The sequence below is a fragment of the Aphanothece hegewaldii CCALA 016 genome, assembly GCF_003007785.1.
GTDB lineage: Bacteria > Cyanobacteriota > Cyanobacteriia > Cyanobacteriales > Microcystaceae > Chroococcus > Chroococcus hegewaldii.
In genome coordinates this window covers 174960-191361 of the sequence record NZ_PXOH01000002.1, presented here as the reverse complement: position 1 = coordinate 191361, position 16402 = coordinate 174960, and the positions used below count along the sequence as shown (strand labels likewise).

Sequence of the window (16402 nt, the reverse complement as noted above, 5' to 3'; positions counted from 1 at the left end):
TTGCCAGAAAGTTTACCGTATAAGCCCAATTGTCTTAAATTGGGGACAAGGGGAATAAGGCGGGCCACCTGGAATACAACCCGTTCTAACTGCCATAATTCCTTCTTGTGTTTCTGACTGATATTTTAGTACAATTTCCAGTGAGTCAACCGTTTCGGGTTCTATTTTATATTCCATGAAAAAGTCAGAAATAACACCAACTAATTCTTCTAGACATTTGTCACTGGGAAAAGCTGCAATTGTTTCGGGTGGTATTTTATGTTCCTCAAAATATTTATCCATCAGATCTTGCATTTCTTTTATACATGAGTCATTACAAGAAGCTTTTTGATCTGTTGTGTAGAGAGGGTCTATAACTTTTATTTCAATCTCAAGACGTTCGGCTATTTCTGGTGATATTCTTCGAGGTGTTTTCGCTGACGGTTCCTTATCTTCATATGGCGCAAAAAATTTAGCCATAGTTTTAGCAAATCCTTCTAAGCATTCATCACTTAAGGGGAATGTTTCTAACTTAGTCATTTTTTCAGTCCTTTTTTAGTCTTTTGTTCTAATCAAACAAAGTGATTAATTTTAATAAACTTTTCCGTTTTTAGATTACTCTAAAAAAGTGTTAGTCTATTGCCGTGAACTGGTTAGGGAACGTCGCGTGTAATTAAACTGTCTGAATAATAACATCAAAAAATTTGGTTTTTTCAATAAGTTTTATTAAATAAGTTGGTTTTTTCTTAAAATTTGATTATTGTAACCTGAGTACACCAGTAAATGAATTCACTAACGGACACTCTGGCATTTTCGACTTGTCGAAAATCCGTGTCCTCGTCTCAAAGCTTAAGTCGAGGGGCTGTAGGGCGAACCTGCGTCGCCCTCTTGTAAGCCCCGTGGTTGAAACCGACTCCAGACAAGGCTTATAGTCCATTAAAATGAGGGACTGTCCGCGCCACCTGTAAGTCCCGTAGGACTTTAGCTATCAGACAGAGAATTTATTCTCTGGCGGTATAAATGTACTGGCAATCTTGAATAATAACATCAAAAAATTTGGTTTTTTCTTAAAATTTGATTATTTTATTTTAGTCAAGATTGGGTTTGGAGACCAAACTGCACCCCTACAAATATGGCACGTCTGTACGATTTATACAGATTTGGTATTACGTTTCATCCGTGTCATCATCATCTGGTATTCCTAAACGTTCAAAGAGTTTAACCAGTCTCTCTTCTGTCTTCGACTGACGCTCTTCTATCTTCGTTTGACGCTCCTCTATTCTCGTCTGACGTTCTTGGAGAGTCGCTAGTTGATGATAATAGTCCGCCTGTACTTCATAGAAAGAAGATTGAGCAGAGGCAAGTCGGCTTAAATATTGATACAGATTTGTTTGTTCTCTCCGTCTTTCTTTTTGATCGTTAGTTAAAGCATTAGATAACGCTTCGATCGATTTAGCATTAGACGCTATTAGTTGTTTAATTTCATCGTCGGTCATAATTTTTCCTTTCTAATTTTTTCTTAACTAGCTACCATTAAAGTTAAAAGTTTACGTTTCATCTGTGTCATCATCAGGTATTCCAAACCTTTCAAAGAGTCTAACCAGCTTTTCGTCTAACTTTGTCTGACGTTCTCCTAAGATAGATAACTGATGATAATAATCAGCCTGTACCTCATAAAATGAAGATTGAGCAGAAGCAAGGCGACTTAGATATTGATAAAGCTGATTTCTATCTTTTTCCCACTCTTGATAGGCTCTCTGTCTTTCCTGTCTTTCTTGAGCTAAGGAAGATGAGAGAGCTTTGATCGATTTAGCATTAGACGCGATTAGTTGTTTAATTTCATCATCGGTCATAAATTTATTTTATTATTAAAGATTGCTTATAAATATATTCTAAATCTAAAACAAACTGAGATTAATCGAGAAATACAACCCCTGCTCTTGCAAGGTATTATTACTAGAATCCACATTAGTCAAAGGAATCGCCCAATCAAAACGCGCCCTCAAACGATCGCTCATTTGCCATTGCAAACCGACACCCACACCGACTAAAGTATTAGTATCTGGAGTTGGTATAGGATTATCCGAATTATTCCAACCAATCCCAAAACCGACAAATGGCACAACTTGTAATAATCCTTGCACACTAGCAACACGCAAAATCGGTACGCGCACTTCTGCTGAGGTAAAAAAGCCATTATCGGTTAAGAGCAAATCTTGTCGATAACCCTGCACACTATACAAACCACCAAGGGCAAATTGTTCTAAAGGTACTAAAGGTCGATCCGCAAGCTGTACATCAGAACGCAGTACCAGCAATGTATCGGGGGCTAAGGAGCGTACATATTGTCCTTGGAAACGCCAATCGAAAAAACGACTATCGGGGGGAGCTTCGTTGATCGTAGCACCAAAACTGAGGCCGATGTTAAATTGAGAGCGAAGGGCTAATACATCTTGTGGGCTGCGTTTTATCCATTCTTGAAATAAACGAACCGCAGAAATTCGAGTTTGTCCGTTTTCATCAGCACCAGGTGAGAGGGGAAAATTAAACCCTAAAATTTCGTTGCTACTGACTTGGTGAGACGCGATAACTCCTAGTGCAAGTTCTTGTGTTGGGGTTTGAATGACGGGTTGTCTAAAAGTTAGCTCGAAATAGGGAGAATTACCAGTAATATCGAGTTCATCGAAAGGCTCTTCAATCACTCTTGAATAGTTTAAACCACCAGCGATCGTAATTTCACCATTACGCGGGTTAACGGGAATTGTATAATCTAGATCAAGGCTATTACTTCCATCAGTATTTATGTACTCTAAAGAAAAGCGATCGCCATAGCCGAGTAGATTACCATGATTGAGGAGCATTCCTCGTTGAAAACTACCTACACTGGGGTTTCTGCCATTATCGGCGACTAATTCAATATTAAATGTATCTGCTTCTTTGACTCTAACGGTTAATAAACTTAATTCAGGCCTTGTACCCGTAGACAATTCTGCTGATATAGTTTCAATAAGAGGATTCAGTTGTAGTAATTGTAGGGCTTCTAAAAGACGATTTTGATTGAGGGGTTTTGTGGTTGCGATCGCCAAACGACTCTGGATATATTCGGGTTTGAGTCGCCCATCTACTGTAACACGAATGTCTTCTATTCCTCCTTCGATAATCTGGATTTTGACGATCGCCGCAGTTGGGTTTAAAGTTTGATTAGCAGGGATCATCGCACCAGAATTTAAATAACCCGCATTGGTATATAGTTTAGTTACTGCCGTTTCAACTTGTAGAAGTTCCGCAAAAGTAATCGGACGATTGGTAAATGGGGCAGTTACTTGGGCGAGTTCTTCGTTACTAAAGGCGGTATTTCCTGCAAAAATAAACTGAGTTACTGTAATGTTTCCTGGAATATTCGGCAATTCTGGAGTGATTGGCGGTGTTGGAGTCGTTTCTAGGGGAATTTCGGGTAAAGGTTGCGGTGTCGGGAGTGCTGGTGGTTGTCTTGGGGGAATTACCCTAGGACGAACTTGAGCAGTCTGTCCACTGTTTTGTACATTCTGAGCTAATATTATGTCTGTATAAAGGATTACAAAAAAACATAAAACTTTGATCCCTAGGCTGAGTAGGGCGAAATTTTGCCTTAAAATATTCACGCTCATTGGTTAGGTGAGACAACTGACTTCAATCATACCGATATCTCTATGCTTTTTTTGGCCAATTAGAATGATTTGTTACGATGAGGTTTGGGAAATTAACGTCAGTTTGGGATAAGGTAACTCTCGACGAGAGCGGAGAATAAGCCGGACCGATCGCGCTATTCTTGATCGTAGAAATTGTTTCAGGAGTTGTGTTATGGATGGTGAAGAGTTTCTGAGACGCTACGCTGCTGGCGAGAGATTTTTCTCCAGAGTTTCTTTGCAAGGATTTAACCTCAGTGGGGTTGACCTGCGGGGGATTAATTTCCAAGATTCTGGACTTGGTACAGTTGATCTCAGTGGGGCTAATTTGGCTGGAGTCATCTTTTGCGATACTGGAATAGGTGAGGTTAACTTGGAGGGAGCTAATTTGACTGGAGCCTATTTGGAGGGTGCTGTTCTCAATAATGTCAACTGCCGCCGAGCCAATTTGAAAGGTGCTTCCTTCTATAAGAGAACCGTCTACGATTCCGACTTTGAAGGAGCAAATTTCCGAGGAGCCGACTTAAGATTTGCTTTCTTTAGCGGATGCAACCTGAGAAATACTTGTCTAGAAGGAGTTATTTGGAACGATGAGAGTAGTCTGAGCGAAAGCGACCTCACTGGTGCTGTTGGTTTTGACCCCAGAGAGGTTTGTGGATATAGGCTCATTCTGCCCAACGGAGAAGAAATTGAATTCACCGAGAAACTCGTCCCACTGCAATAGGCCATTTGAAGGGTATTGTCAACTTAACGGCCGTCAATCCTCATAAAACAGTATCTTGAGAATAATAAACGTTTATTTTTTTATTTAGACACATGAATCTTTTTTTCTAATTTCTGTTCGTTTCATCTTCTATTTCTCCTAAATCGAAAGATTTTGCTAATTTTTCTTTAAGAAACGGGTAAAGAAAACCGAAATGTACTACCGAGTCCTAACTGACTTTCGACTTCAATCTGACCATTTTGTAACTCCACTAAACGACGAGCGATCGCTAGTCCAATTCCACTACCACCCGAATAGCGAGAACGCGATCGATCTGCACGCCAAAACTTTTCAAATACATAGGATAAATCGTCTTGAGCGATGCCAATTCCTGTATCAATTACGGCAATCCAAACGACTTGTTTTTCGCGCCAAGCTTTAAGAGTAATTGTTCCTTTTTCGGTATATCTTAAAGCATTTCCCAATAGATTTACTAAAATTTGCTCAGTGCGATCGGCATCCGCTAAAACAAGTGGTAATTCTATCGGACAATCTAACTGTAAAACTGGCCCATCTTCTAAAAGTTGATCGGCAAATTTTTCGACTAAAGAATTCAGAATTGGTTCGAGATGTATCGGCTGTAAATTAATCGTTAAATAGCCCGCTTCAGATTTTGATAACTCTTGTAAATCATAAGTCAATCTTTCTAAACGTCTGGTTTCTTGTACTAAACGTGCATATAATTCAGGAGAAGCATCAATTGAACCATCGGCTAATTCTTCTAAATAACCTCTAACTACTGTTAAAGGTGTTCTTAACTCATGAGTTAAGTCGCCAATTAATTCGCGTCGTTTTTTTTCAACGTTTTCTAAACTTTTTGCCATGTAATTAAAACTATTGGCTAATTGATTAAATTCAGGAACATCACTACTCGTCATGCGGCGATGTAAATTTCCTGCGGCGAATTCTTGAGTAATTTCTTTCATTGCTTTAAATTGTTTCATTGCTTGACGAGAAGCAAAATAACTCAAAAAACCAGCAGTTGTTCCTCCTACAATACAAGCAGAAATCGCGCTACTATCCCAAGCAGTTTCAAAACCTCTAATGAGATACGTTCTCGCCGAACGAACCGTAAAAAAACCTTGTCTTTCTAATTGTTCTAAACGCAAAACAAACATCTTTGGTGATGAGAGTTTAGCCATTGCAATAAAACTACTTAAACCCACCATCATCACTAACAAATGTGATAAAAAAAAGCGAGTACCTAAACTAAGTTTTGGCATAGAAATATTAGAGAATTTCATCTTCAAATTTATAACCTATGCCGACTACCGTTTTAATATAGGACGGATGAGACGCATCAGGTTCGATTTTTTTGCGTAAACGTCGGATATGAGTATCAACAACTCGATCGTCACCAAAAAAGTCATTACCCCAAAGTTGATCAATCAGTTGTGTACGACTCCAAACCCGACTTGGATAACTAACAAAAGTGACTAATAACTTAAATTCTAACGTAGTCAATTCGAGGAGTTCGGAGGTATTATCATCTAAATGACGGATTGCAGTATGTTGATCTAAATCGATGGTAAAATGACGAGTACGATAAACTTGATTGGTTTGTCCACCATGTCGCAAACTACGACGGAGTAAAGCTCTAACTCTAGCGACTAATTCTCTAGGACTAAAAGGTTTAACAAGGTAATCATCAGCACCTGTTGATAAACCAATAATACGATCGATTTCTTCCCCTTTAGCCGTAAGCATGAGAATATAAGGATCTTTAATTCCAGATTTTTGCCGAATGCGGGTACAAACTTCTAACCCATCAAGTTCAGGAAGCATGAGATCAAGAATAACAACATCGGGTTTATGTTGTGCGAATAAATCTAACGCTTGTAAACCCGTTTGAGCAACAATACAGGAAAAGTTTTCTCGTTCTAAGGTTTCTCGAAGTAATTGCGCGATCGCGGGTTCATCTTCTACGATCAAAACATTCATCTTTTTACTGAGCGTTGATAAATTCTAGATAAGCGTTACTTAGTTCCTTTACCGCTAATTCATAGAATTGTTGTCCGTGTTCAGGTGTTGCCAAAGCTGGATTAGAACCCATTCTACCATCTGGATAATCACGACGAAAATTAGCCGCACTATAAATAGGATAACCCGAAGCCACCGTCTCTGATAAAGGATAATGTTTAATCGCTTCTGGATAGATATACTGAGTCAGTGCAACCTCACTAGGAGTAGCATGAGATCCCTCCCCGTCCCCGTATAGTTCTTTTGCAAGTTGATACACCGAACGACACATAAACCAGTTAGCTGTCTGACAACGCACTTCTAAATTGAAGTTCGCTAAATAATCATAGGTTTGGGAAAAAGCAGCTTTTAAAGTTGCCATATTTCCCCCATGACCATTAATAAAGAAAAATCGCTGAAATCCAGCTTTGGCCAAACAGGTAATATATTCAGTAATAACGAGAATTAGGGTACTAGGACGCAAACTCATTGAGCCTGGAAATGCGGTATGATGGAGAGCCATACCCACATTAATTGTCGGTCCGACCAGTGCTTGAGTCGCTTCTCCCACACCTTTAGCGACTGCTTCAGCACAAATAGCATCCGTTCCAATTAAACCAGTAGGTCCATGTTGTTCGGTTGACCCGATGGGTAAGATAATTCCTTTAGAGTGTCCTAAATAAGTTTCAACTTCTGTCCAAGTGCTTAAATGTAATAACATTGCTGATAATGACCTTTTTGATGTATAAGTTGGGATAGATACAGATTAGCCAAATTTTTTTATGCTATCTCTAGAAGTTCCTCAATTCTCCCCTAATCGTGACCTAGTACAAAATTCTAGGATTTTAGTCGTTGAGGATGAAGATGTCATTCGAGACATGATTGTTCTTGCTTTAAAAGAGGAAGGATACGAGGTCATTAGTGTCAGTGACGGACGATCGGCTATTGAGTTGCTCCAAAATTCCGAATCAGGGACACAAAATGTAGTAGGATTTGACTTACTCGTGCTTGATCTGATGTTACCGCAAATTAACGGTTTAGATATTTGTCGTTTGTTGCGTTACCAAAATAATATTATTCCCATTTTAATTTTAAGTGCCAAAGCGAGTGAAACCGATCGCGTACTCGGTTTAGAAGTTGGTGCCGATGATTACTTGACTAAACCTTTTAGTATGCGAGAATTAGTTGCTCGTTGTCGTGCTTTAATTCGTCGTCAAGGTTTCACTACCCAAACTGCTGCACCCATGCGTCGTTTTCGGGATATTACCCTAAATACCCAAGAATGTCGTGTTTTAGTTCGTGGGGATGAAATTAATCTTTCACCCAAGGAATTTCGTTTATTAGAGTTGTTTATGAGCTATCCTAAACGTGTTTGGTCACGAGAACAACTCATCGAACAAATTTGGGGACCCGATTTTTTAGGAGATACTAAAACCGTTGATGTTCATATTCGTTGGTTACGCGAAAAGTTAGAATTAGATCCCAGTCAACCAGAATATTTAATTACTGTTCGGGGTTTTGGCTATCGATTTGGTTAACGTTTAAAAGCGGGTTGATAAGTTTTTATTCGCTAAAAAATTAGAATAAATTTTGAAACTCGCTTAATTATTTTGTTTGTTTTTGTGATTATGTATCCCTCTCTGGTCACTTCCCTAAACAACAAAGTAACAAAAATATCTCAAATCTGAAAAACAAATACAGCCAAAACACCAAGCAAACCCGCAAAAATTAAATATAAAATCACTGGAAGTAACAACTGACGGAGCAAGATGCCCTCCCGACCCATTAATCCGACCGTGGCAACCGCAGCAACAATGTTAGAGACAGCAATCATGTTTCCTGCGGCGGCTCCTACTCCTTGCAATGCCAGAATAACCGATGTTGACTCATCAATTTGTTTGGCAACCCCAAACTGAAACAAAGAGAACATCATATTGCTGACGGTCGTACTTCCAGCAACAAAAGAACCTATCAAACCAATGACAGGCGCAAAGAACGGCCAAACTTGACCCACCAAACTAGAAGCACCATCAGCGAGGGTAAGGGGCATACTAGCCAGTCCTGAAGTATTTACGCCAGAGTTAATAAAAACTTGAGCCATTGGTACAGAAGCACCAATCGCTAAGGCTGTTCCTAGAAGTTTCTGCCCGGCACCAACGATCGCTCGTTTAATTTGCTCACTCTTCATGTGATGTATAAAGTAAGTGATGCACACCACAAGGATAAAAACGGTGGCAGGAAGAAAAAGCGGCTTTGTTGCTACGGTGACATCTGTGCCAAAAATATTAGAATAGCGAATCTCAATAGATTGAAGCCACTCACTCAAAGGTAAATATCGGGTACGGGAAAGTACCAGAAATAGTCCTAGCAATACATAGGGTAGCCAAGCTTGTAACGCCGTCATTTTCACTGGCGTATCTGAAATTTCATAACTGGTGGTTCCCATCCAAGTAGTCGGCCATTGAGTGCGATCGGGAAAATCCCAGTTGTCTTTCGGGGCCAAAAATCCTCGCTTGGCAGCAGGAATAACGATCGCTAGTCCCACTAAACCCCCAAATAAAGAGGGAAATGCGGGGCCAAGCAAGAGGGCAGTAAGCGCGTAGGGAATAACAAAAGCGAGACCAGCAAATAGGGCAAACTTGGCCACTGGCAAGCTATCTTTCCAAGATTTGCGCTCACCGAAATAGGCGTTTAGGGTGATAACTAATATCAGGGGAATAAAGATCCCGATCACACCCTGAATAATTGCCGTTTTAGCACCAATCAGATTTAGATAATCGGAGAAATTTAACCCTAAGCGGGCAACTTCCTGCTCAACCGCCTCCGCACCTTCCAAACCGCTATTAATCCCAATAACAATAGGAGTTCCCACCGCTCCAAAGGGAGAAGCCGTACCTTGAGTCAATAACAGGGCTAGTACGGCTGCCATCGGCGGAAACCCGATCGCCACCAAAAGCGGTACACAAATCACGGCCGGAGTACCAAAACCCGAAGCCCCCTCAATAAAATTGCCAAATAACCAAGCAATTAGGATCACTTGAATTCTGCGATCGCTGGAAATGCCCAATAACCCTTGACGAATCTTACTAATCGCCCCTGACTCTTGTAAAGTATTCAGCAATAAAATAGCGCCAAAAACAATGTAAAGAATTTCCAAAGTAACGATCAATCCCACCACCGTTGACGCAGCGACTTGGACAACCGGCACTTTCCAGATCAGCAGTGCTATTATTGCTGTTACCAAATAAGTAACCGGCATTGCCTGAGTAGCTGGACGATTAGCAACTACTAAGAGCAAAAAAGCGGTTAGAATCGGCGTAAAGGCGAGTAGCGAGTAGAGGGCTAGTTGCATAGTGGAATCTAAATAGGATTAAGAACAATCTTGACCATATCTTTTTGATGATTAATTGTGGTAGAAAAACATCAGATTAGAACATTTGCACTCTTGACAAAAGCTTGTTATTAGACTAATGCTTTTGTAGAGGGAGAGGGCTGATAGACAACTTCATTTTTTAAAGGTTGCCCTTGTTCAAAATCAGTAATATTAGTTAAGGTAGTAGTAGCGATACTACAAAGAGCTTCTTGAGTAAAAAATCCTTGATGAGCCGTAATTACAACATTGGGAAATGACTGTAATAATTGGAAGGTATCATCTTGAATGATCGTGTTAGACAGATCTTGGAAAAATAGAGCTTCTTCTTCTTCATATACATCAATACCAAGATGACCAATTTTGCCCGATTTAATTCCTTCAATTGCTGCGGCAGTATCAATTAAGCCACCACGACTGGTATTAATCACCATTACACCAGGCTTCATTTGCTCAATAGTATTTGGATTGATTAAATAATGGGTTTCGCTCATCAACGGACAATGCAAGGAAATAATGTCTGAGCTTGCCAGCAATTCGGGTAAACTAACATAACGGGCATTAGGGATCGCTTCAAATTGAGAATTAGGGTAAGCATCATAACCCAGCAAAGAACAACCAAAGCCCTGCATGATTTGAGCAAAGATCATACCGATCTTACCCGTCCCCACTACACCAACGGTACGACCATTTAGATCAAATCCTAGCAACCCTTCTAGGGAAAAGTTGTCATCTCGAACACGATTGTAAGCTCTATAGAGTTTACGGTTTAGCATTAGCACTAAGCCCACTGCAAGTTCAGCAACGGAATAAGGAGAATATGCCGGAACCCGCACAACTTTAATTCCTAACTCTGCGGCTCGCTTGAGATCAACTTGATCAAATCCAGCAGATCGCAGGGCTAGAAGGCGTGTTCCATTAGAAGCTAGAATCTCCAGTGTTGCTGCATCGGCAATGTCATTGACGAACTTACAAACGGCGGGAAATCCTGCTGCTAGTGCGGCGGTATTAGAATTAAGTTGGGCATCGAAAAATGTCAAATCGTGATGATAGTCAGCATTCGCCGCTTCAAAAGACTGGCGATCGTAAGATTTACTACTAAAAAAAGCAACTTTCATAAGGTAATCTCTAAATAAAATAGGCTAGAAGGTTTGGTGCGATCGCCTTTAATATTAAAATAATTGAGCGAATTAGAGACAGTGCTAAACCCTCAAACTGTCTCTAGTAGATAATGGATAGGTTTACTTACGTTTAAAGGCTGCCATTCCCGCGTAATGAGCTTTGCTGCCCAATTCCTCCTCAATTCGTAGTAGCTGATTATATTTGGCTAGACGCTCACCCCGACAAGGCGCACCCGTTTTAATTTGACCTGCATTAGTAGCTACGGCTAGATCCGCAATAAAGTCATCGGTTGTCTCGCCTGAGCGATGGCTGATCATACAAGTGTAACCACCTGAAAACGAGTCTTTGATGGCGTTGAGAGTTTCGGTAATTGAGCCAATTTGGTTAACTTTTATTAGGGAAGAATTGCCTACTTTATCAGCGATCGCCTTTTGAATAATTTTAGGATTGGTAACAAAGATATCATCACCCACGATTTGGATGCGATCGCCTAAACGCTCGGTTAACAGTTGCCAGCCCTTCCAATCCTGCTCGCCCAATCCATCCTCAATCGAAATGATCGGATACTGATTGACCCAACTTTCCCATAATTGAATAATATCCTCAGTACTTTTCTTGCTTTGATCAGACTTATAAAACAGATAGCTACCATCTTCTTGATGCAGTTCACTGACTGCGGGATCAAGCGCAAGACAAACATCACTACCCGCTTTTAGCCCTGCTTTTTCTATCCCTTGTAAAATGACTTCGATCGCTTCTACATTGTTTGACAAATGCGGTGCGAATCCCCCTTCATCACCAACTGATGTACTATATCCTTTTTTTTGTAGAACTGATTTCAGGGCATGAAAAATTTCTGCACCCCATTCGAGGGCGATTGAAAAAGTAGACGCACCAACTGGAACGACCATAAATTCTTGGAAGTCGATATTATTATCTGCATGAGCGCCGCCATTAATCACATTGAAGCAAGGCGCAGGCAACAGATACGCCCCATCTCCGCCCAAATGACGATACAGGGGAATTTTTTTGGATGAAGCTGCTGCACGAGCGATCGCCATTGATATTCCTAGAATGGCATTAGCCCCCAGATTTTTTTTGTATTCAGTGCCATCTAAAGCCAGCATTTTATTGTCAATATTAGTTTGATCGGCTGCATCCATTCCAATCAAAGCCGATGCAAGGGTAGTATTAACGTTGGCCACAGCTTTTAGTACACCTTTACCACTGTGTCTTTTTGGATCACCATCGCGCAATTCTAAGGCTTCGCGGCTTCCTGTCGATGCACCAGAAGGAACGGCAGAACGTCCTAGGCTGCCATCTTGCAAAATCACATCAACTTCAACAGTCGGATAACCGCGAGAATCTAAGATTTCTCTAGCATGAATGGATTTAATGTTTGTGTTCATGATTTTTACCTAATTTTAATTAAAACAATCAAGATTGAAAACAAAATGGCACTCTATTTAATAAGATGATTTACGTCTTTTTCCCTCTGCATCTGCTGCCTTGAGCGCGGAGAATACCATATCTGGATTTACAGGAGTGGGTTCATTGTGAATGGTCTCACCTTCTAGGCAGGATGCTTGAGCCACTTTCATTAGCTTTTCGTCGCTTATTTCAGTTAATCCGATGTCGGCTAATGTTGTTGGCAGACCAATTGATTCGCAAAAACTGTAAACCTCATCGATGATTTTGATCGGCTTGTCTGTTAAAAATAGTGAAGCGAGTGTGCCAAAAGCCACCTTTTCACCATGATAGTAATGATGAGTCTGATCTAGTACAGTAAGTCCATTGTGGATGGCGTGTGCGGCTGCTAGTCCAGCACTCTCGAAGCCCAAACCACTAAGGAGTGTATTTGCTTCGACAATGTGATCCAGAGCAGGTGTTACGATGTGATATTCACAAGCTGTCTTTGCTGTCAACCCATATTCTAAAAGAGTTTCGTAGCAAAGTTTAGCCAATGAATAGGCTGTTCTAGAGCCTAGATCCCCAGTCATGTTAGGGGCGTATTTTTTCATACAGGATTCTGCTTCAAACCATGTAGCAAGAGCATCTCCCATTCCAGCAATCAGAAAGCGTACAGGCGCATTACTGATAATATGTGTATCCATTAACACAAGGTTCGGACTGTGGGGTAGAAATAAGTAGCGTTTGAACTCGCCTTCTGGTGTGTAAATTACAGACACGGCACTACATGGGGCATCACTTGCGGCCAGAGTGGGGACGATCGCAACGGGTAGCGATGCTTCATAGGCTACGGCTTTGGCCGTATCCATCGTTTTACCACCGCCTAATCCTACGACAAAATGGAATTTTGCTTCTTGAATGATATTAAGTAAGCGATTAATTTCTTCATCTGAACACTCACCGCCGAATTTTTCAATAAATACATCGACTCCATCTTTCATGTAAGGTTCAAAATCCCAGATGAGTTTCTCATATACAAAAGAATCGCAGATCACAATTCCTTTTTTTCCATATCGTGATAACTCTTGGCCGAGTCTCTTTCTAGCGTCCCTACCTTGAACATAGCGTCCAGGAAAGATAGTGGTACTGAGCATGGTTTAACCTCCTGCGATCGTTTTTGAAATATTCATGTAACGCTTTTAATAAAGGGAAGATACACCAGTTCATCAAGCTTCCAAAAGAGCCTGTAATTCTTGACTTAGATGAGCGCGATCGCCAAGTCGTTGCAGTAATAGCCCATATGTACTAAATTTCACCACACTAACTGAACCCACTCGCATTTCTAGGCGATCTCGATGAAATTAGAATTAAATAACACCGATTGTTGTAGGTTGGTTTGAGATGACAAAACTCAACCTACAAGGTAATTATTTAATCTAAGATTTTAAACGGCTGTCATTTGGAAGGTTGCTCCCAATGCTGCCATCATTTCATCTGGAGTAATTCTGCCATCACTATCCAGATCGAGCGCATCAAAGATAGCATCCAATCCTAGCCACTCTTCGCGGGTGATAAAACCATCCTCATCAAAATCGTATGCAGCAAAGATATTTGTTGCTGCAACGCCGACTTTAGCACCGCTTTCGAGTTGGGTCAAACGGTTTGCGAGAAACGTTTCCAGAGATTCTAGAGCTTTGCTAAACCCTTTAATTCCTTCGGCAAGTTTTTCGGTTGCCATCGGATTATCGGCGTGCATTTTTTCAAAAGTGGCTTGGTCAATCGACATTTTTTCAATATCCATTGTTGCCGCTTTCGTTGGGTCGAGTTTACGGGTTAATTCTTCAGTCGTTTCCTGTAATTGGATCAGTTGTTTGGGGCCTATCGTCAGCAAGTCACAGCCGGCTAATTCAGTGATCTGACTAATTTTGCGGAAACTGGCTCCCATAACCTCGGTAGGGTAGTCAAATTTTTTGTAGTAGTTGTAGATGCGGGTAACGGATTGGACTCCTGGATCGTCGGCTCCTTCGTATTGCTGACCTGTGTTTTTAGTGTACCAATCGGTGATCCGTCCGACGTAGGGTGAAATGAGCGTGACTCCTGCTTCGGCACAGGCGATCGCTTGATGAATGCCGAATAACAGTGTCATATTAGCCTGAATGCCTTCTTTTTCTAAGATTTCGCCAGCACGAACACCTTCCCAGGTTGCGGCGATCTTGATCATGACGCGCTCACGAGGTGTGCCTGCTTTTTCAAATTCAGAGAGCAGAAAACGACTTTGTCTGACGGTGGCTTCGGTGTTATAGGAAAATCGCGGATCTGCTTGAACTGAAACACGCTGCGGCACAATGTCTAGAATCCTTTTGCCAAAGGAAACCGCAAGGCGAGCAAAAGCCAAAGCAGCGACTTCTTTTTCAGTTGCACCAGAGCCCGCATCTTTTTTCGCTTGAAGCAGTGTTTCATCGACGATTTCTCGATATTCTGGCATTTGAGCCGCCGTCGCAATCAAAGAAGGATTGGTTGTGGCATCTTGAGGCATAAATTTTTGAATGGCTTGCAAATCCCCAGTATCAGCAACCACAACGGTATATTTTTTTAGTTGATCGAGTAAGTTATTGGGCATATTTGTGTCCTTGGTTTGAATTTTCTATTTTTTGTACACGGAGCCGTTACAGCTAAGACATGATCGTCATTTTTCGTGTAGTGAAGTAATGGTTTTAGAACAAACCTTCTTTTTTGGCCATAAACAGCATCAAATCTATTACTCTTGCCGAGTAGCCCCATTCGTTGTCGTACCACGCCACTACTTTATAAAAGTTGGAATTTAAAGCAATTCCCGCTAAGGCATCGAAGATACTGGAATGGGGATCGTTGTTGAAATCTGTAGAAACCACTTCCTCGTCAGTGTAGCCAAGAATTCCTTTTAGTTCTCCTTCTGCTGCTGCTTTCATTGCCACACAGATGTCATCGTAAGTGGTTGCTTGTGTCGTCTTAAAGGTTAAGTCCACCACTGAAACATTAGGGGTTCCTACTCGAAACGCCATACCCGTCAGTTTGCCTTTGAGTTCGGGCATCACCAGAGCTAACGCTTTGGCGGCTCCTGTGGAGGATGGGATAATGTTTTGGCTCGCACCTCGCCCACCTCGCCAGTCTTTTTTACTAGGACCGTCTACGGTTGGCTGAGTTGCAGTCATGGCGTGAACGGTGGTCATTAAGCCTTCGGCAAGACCAAAGTTGTCATGTATTACTTTGACTATTGGTGCTAAACAGTTAGTCGTACAGCTTGCATTAGAGACGATCGTATCTTTAGCGGGATCGAATTCTTGGTGATTTACTCCCAATACAAAGGTACGAACTTGCTCAGGATCTTTAGTTGGAGCAGAGATAATGACTCGTTTTGCTCCAGCTTTGATGTGATTTTCGGCTCCTTCAAAGGTGGTAAAAAGTCCCGTAGATTCCACCACATAATCGGCCCCCAGTTCGCCCCAGGGGAGTTCTGCTGGATTTCTAATCGCCATACAATGAACGAAATGCCCATTAATTTCAATTCCATCCTCTTTAGCCTCTACTGTGCCTTTATAGGTGCCGTGAGTGGAGTCATGTTTAAACAAGTAGGCGAGATTATCCGCAGGTACTAGATCATTTACACCGACGATTTCAACTTCTGGATGATCCATCGCAATCCGAGCGACTAAACGTCCGATGCGACCAAAGCCGTTAATACCAATTTTAAGTGTCATGGCCAGTCTCCTGTTACTATTATTAAGCTAAGTTTAAGTTGCTGTTTGATTAGCTATGCTGATGTTCTGACGATAATCACTAAATGCGATCGTCATTGCCATTCTTTAGATAAATTTTAGAAATCTTTGTCTGAATGTAAAACAGGTGAGCTAAAATTGCTCGCTTTAAACTTTCGACACTTATTCGAGTGCGCTCATCTTCAATCTGAATCTTGTTGGCTGTCATGCTAACCATAGTAAGACTTACTGCTGTTTTTATTAGTTCCCTAAATTTTAAATGAACGTTGAGAGATCGTTTTTTTAGCTGTATTAATGTTTTTCAAAAAAAAAACTTAATTTAGTACATCTATTTCAAATAAAGGTTACCTAAATTGTAAGTCTAGTCATTTAACAAAAT

At 41.1% G+C, this 16402-nt stretch carries 15 protein-coding genes; 2 read left to right on the top strand and 13 right to left on the bottom strand.

The features are described from left to right. Positions 1 to 12 precede the first annotated feature (12 nt). From C7H19_RS02800 to C7H19_RS02785, 4 genes are all read right to left on the bottom strand, one after another. Complete coding sequence (locus C7H19_RS02800; protein ID WP_106455365.1) at positions 13 to 519, bottom strand: hypothetical protein; 507 nt, start codon at positions 517 to 519, stop codon at positions 13 to 15. Between the two features lie 626 nt (positions 520 to 1145). Then, a complete protein-coding gene (locus tag C7H19_RS02795) occupies positions 1146 to 1475 on the bottom strand; it encodes a hypothetical protein (RefSeq protein ID WP_181280509.1) in 330 nt (109 codons plus the stop codon). Between the two features lie 51 nt (positions 1476 to 1526). Continuing rightward, complete coding sequence (locus tag C7H19_RS02790; RefSeq protein ID WP_106455364.1) at positions 1527 to 1832, bottom strand: hypothetical protein; 306 nt, start codon at positions 1830 to 1832, stop codon at positions 1527 to 1529. Between the two features lie 45 nt (positions 1833 to 1877). Further along, positions 1878 to 3620, bottom strand: a complete 1743-nt coding sequence (locus C7H19_RS02785) for a ShlB/FhaC/HecB family hemolysin secretion/activation protein (RefSeq protein ID WP_245927250.1) — start codon at positions 3618 to 3620, stop codon at positions 1878 to 1880. Positions 3621 to 3819: 199 nt separating this feature from the next. Between C7H19_RS02785 and C7H19_RS02780 the strand changes: the two genes are divergently transcribed. Then, the gene (locus C7H19_RS02780; protein ID WP_106455362.1) at positions 3820 to 4368 is read left to right on the top strand and encodes a pentapeptide repeat-containing protein; all 549 of its coding nucleotides are present in this window, start codon (positions 3820 to 3822) and stop codon (positions 4366 to 4368) included. Between the two features lie 167 nt (positions 4369 to 4535). On the opposite strand, the gene C7H19_RS02775 is transcribed toward C7H19_RS02780, so the two are convergent. From C7H19_RS02775 to C7H19_RS02765, 3 genes are read right to left on the bottom strand one after another with little or no spacing between them, the layout of a single operon-like run. Then, the gene (locus tag C7H19_RS02775) at positions 4536 to 5636 is read right to left on the bottom strand and encodes a HAMP domain-containing sensor histidine kinase (RefSeq protein WP_181280517.1); all 1101 of its coding nucleotides are present in this window, start codon (positions 5634 to 5636) and stop codon (positions 4536 to 4538) included. 1 nt (position 5637) lies between these two features. Next, positions 5638 to 6348 (bottom strand): response regulator, encoded by a 711-nt coding sequence (locus tag C7H19_RS02770; RefSeq protein ID WP_106455361.1) that lies wholly within the window; start codon positions 6346 to 6348, stop codon positions 5638 to 5640. Positions 6349 to 6352: 4 nt separating this feature from the next. Beyond that, the gene (locus C7H19_RS02765) at positions 6353 to 7087 is read right to left on the bottom strand and encodes a creatininase family protein (protein ID WP_106455360.1); all 735 of its coding nucleotides are present in this window, start codon (positions 7085 to 7087) and stop codon (positions 6353 to 6355) included. 61 nt (positions 7088 to 7148) lie between these two features. On the opposite strand from C7H19_RS02765, the gene C7H19_RS02760 reads away from it, so the two are divergent. Beyond that, positions 7149 to 7904: a response regulator transcription factor gene (locus tag C7H19_RS02760; protein ID WP_106455359.1), complete on the top strand. Its 756-nt coding sequence runs from the start codon at positions 7149 to 7151 to the stop codon at positions 7902 to 7904. A gap of 140 nt (positions 7905 to 8044) precedes the next feature. Here the strand turns inward: C7H19_RS02760 and C7H19_RS02755 are convergent, their stop codons facing one another. The 6 genes from C7H19_RS02755 to gap form a co-directional block, all read right to left on the bottom strand. Further along, positions 8045 to 9718: an L-lactate permease gene (locus C7H19_RS02755; RefSeq protein WP_106455358.1), complete on the bottom strand. Its 1674-nt coding sequence runs from the start codon at positions 9716 to 9718 to the stop codon at positions 8045 to 8047. 110 nt (positions 9719 to 9828) lie between these two features. After that, complete coding sequence (locus C7H19_RS02750) at positions 9829 to 10854, bottom strand: 2-hydroxyacid dehydrogenase (protein WP_106455357.1); 1026 nt, start codon at positions 10852 to 10854, stop codon at positions 9829 to 9831. Between the two features lie 123 nt (positions 10855 to 10977). Further along, complete coding sequence (gene eno / locus C7H19_RS02745; RefSeq protein ID WP_106455356.1) at positions 10978 to 12267, bottom strand: phosphopyruvate hydratase; 1290 nt, start codon at positions 12265 to 12267, stop codon at positions 10978 to 10980. A 57-nt stretch (positions 12268 to 12324) separates the two neighbouring features. Continuing rightward, positions 12325 to 13422: a glycerol dehydrogenase gene (locus C7H19_RS02740; RefSeq protein ID WP_106455355.1), complete on the bottom strand. Its 1098-nt coding sequence runs from the start codon at positions 13420 to 13422 to the stop codon at positions 12325 to 12327. A 290-nt stretch (positions 13423 to 13712) separates the two neighbouring features. Next, a complete protein-coding gene (locus C7H19_RS02735; protein WP_106455354.1) occupies positions 13713 to 14888 on the bottom strand; it encodes a transaldolase in 1176 nt (391 codons plus the stop codon). 94 nt (positions 14889 to 14982) lie between these two features. After that, entirely contained in the window at positions 14983 to 16005 is a 1023-nt protein-coding gene (gap, locus tag C7H19_RS02730) for a type I glyceraldehyde-3-phosphate dehydrogenase (protein WP_106455353.1), read from the bottom strand. Positions 16006 to 16402 lie beyond the last annotated feature (397 nt).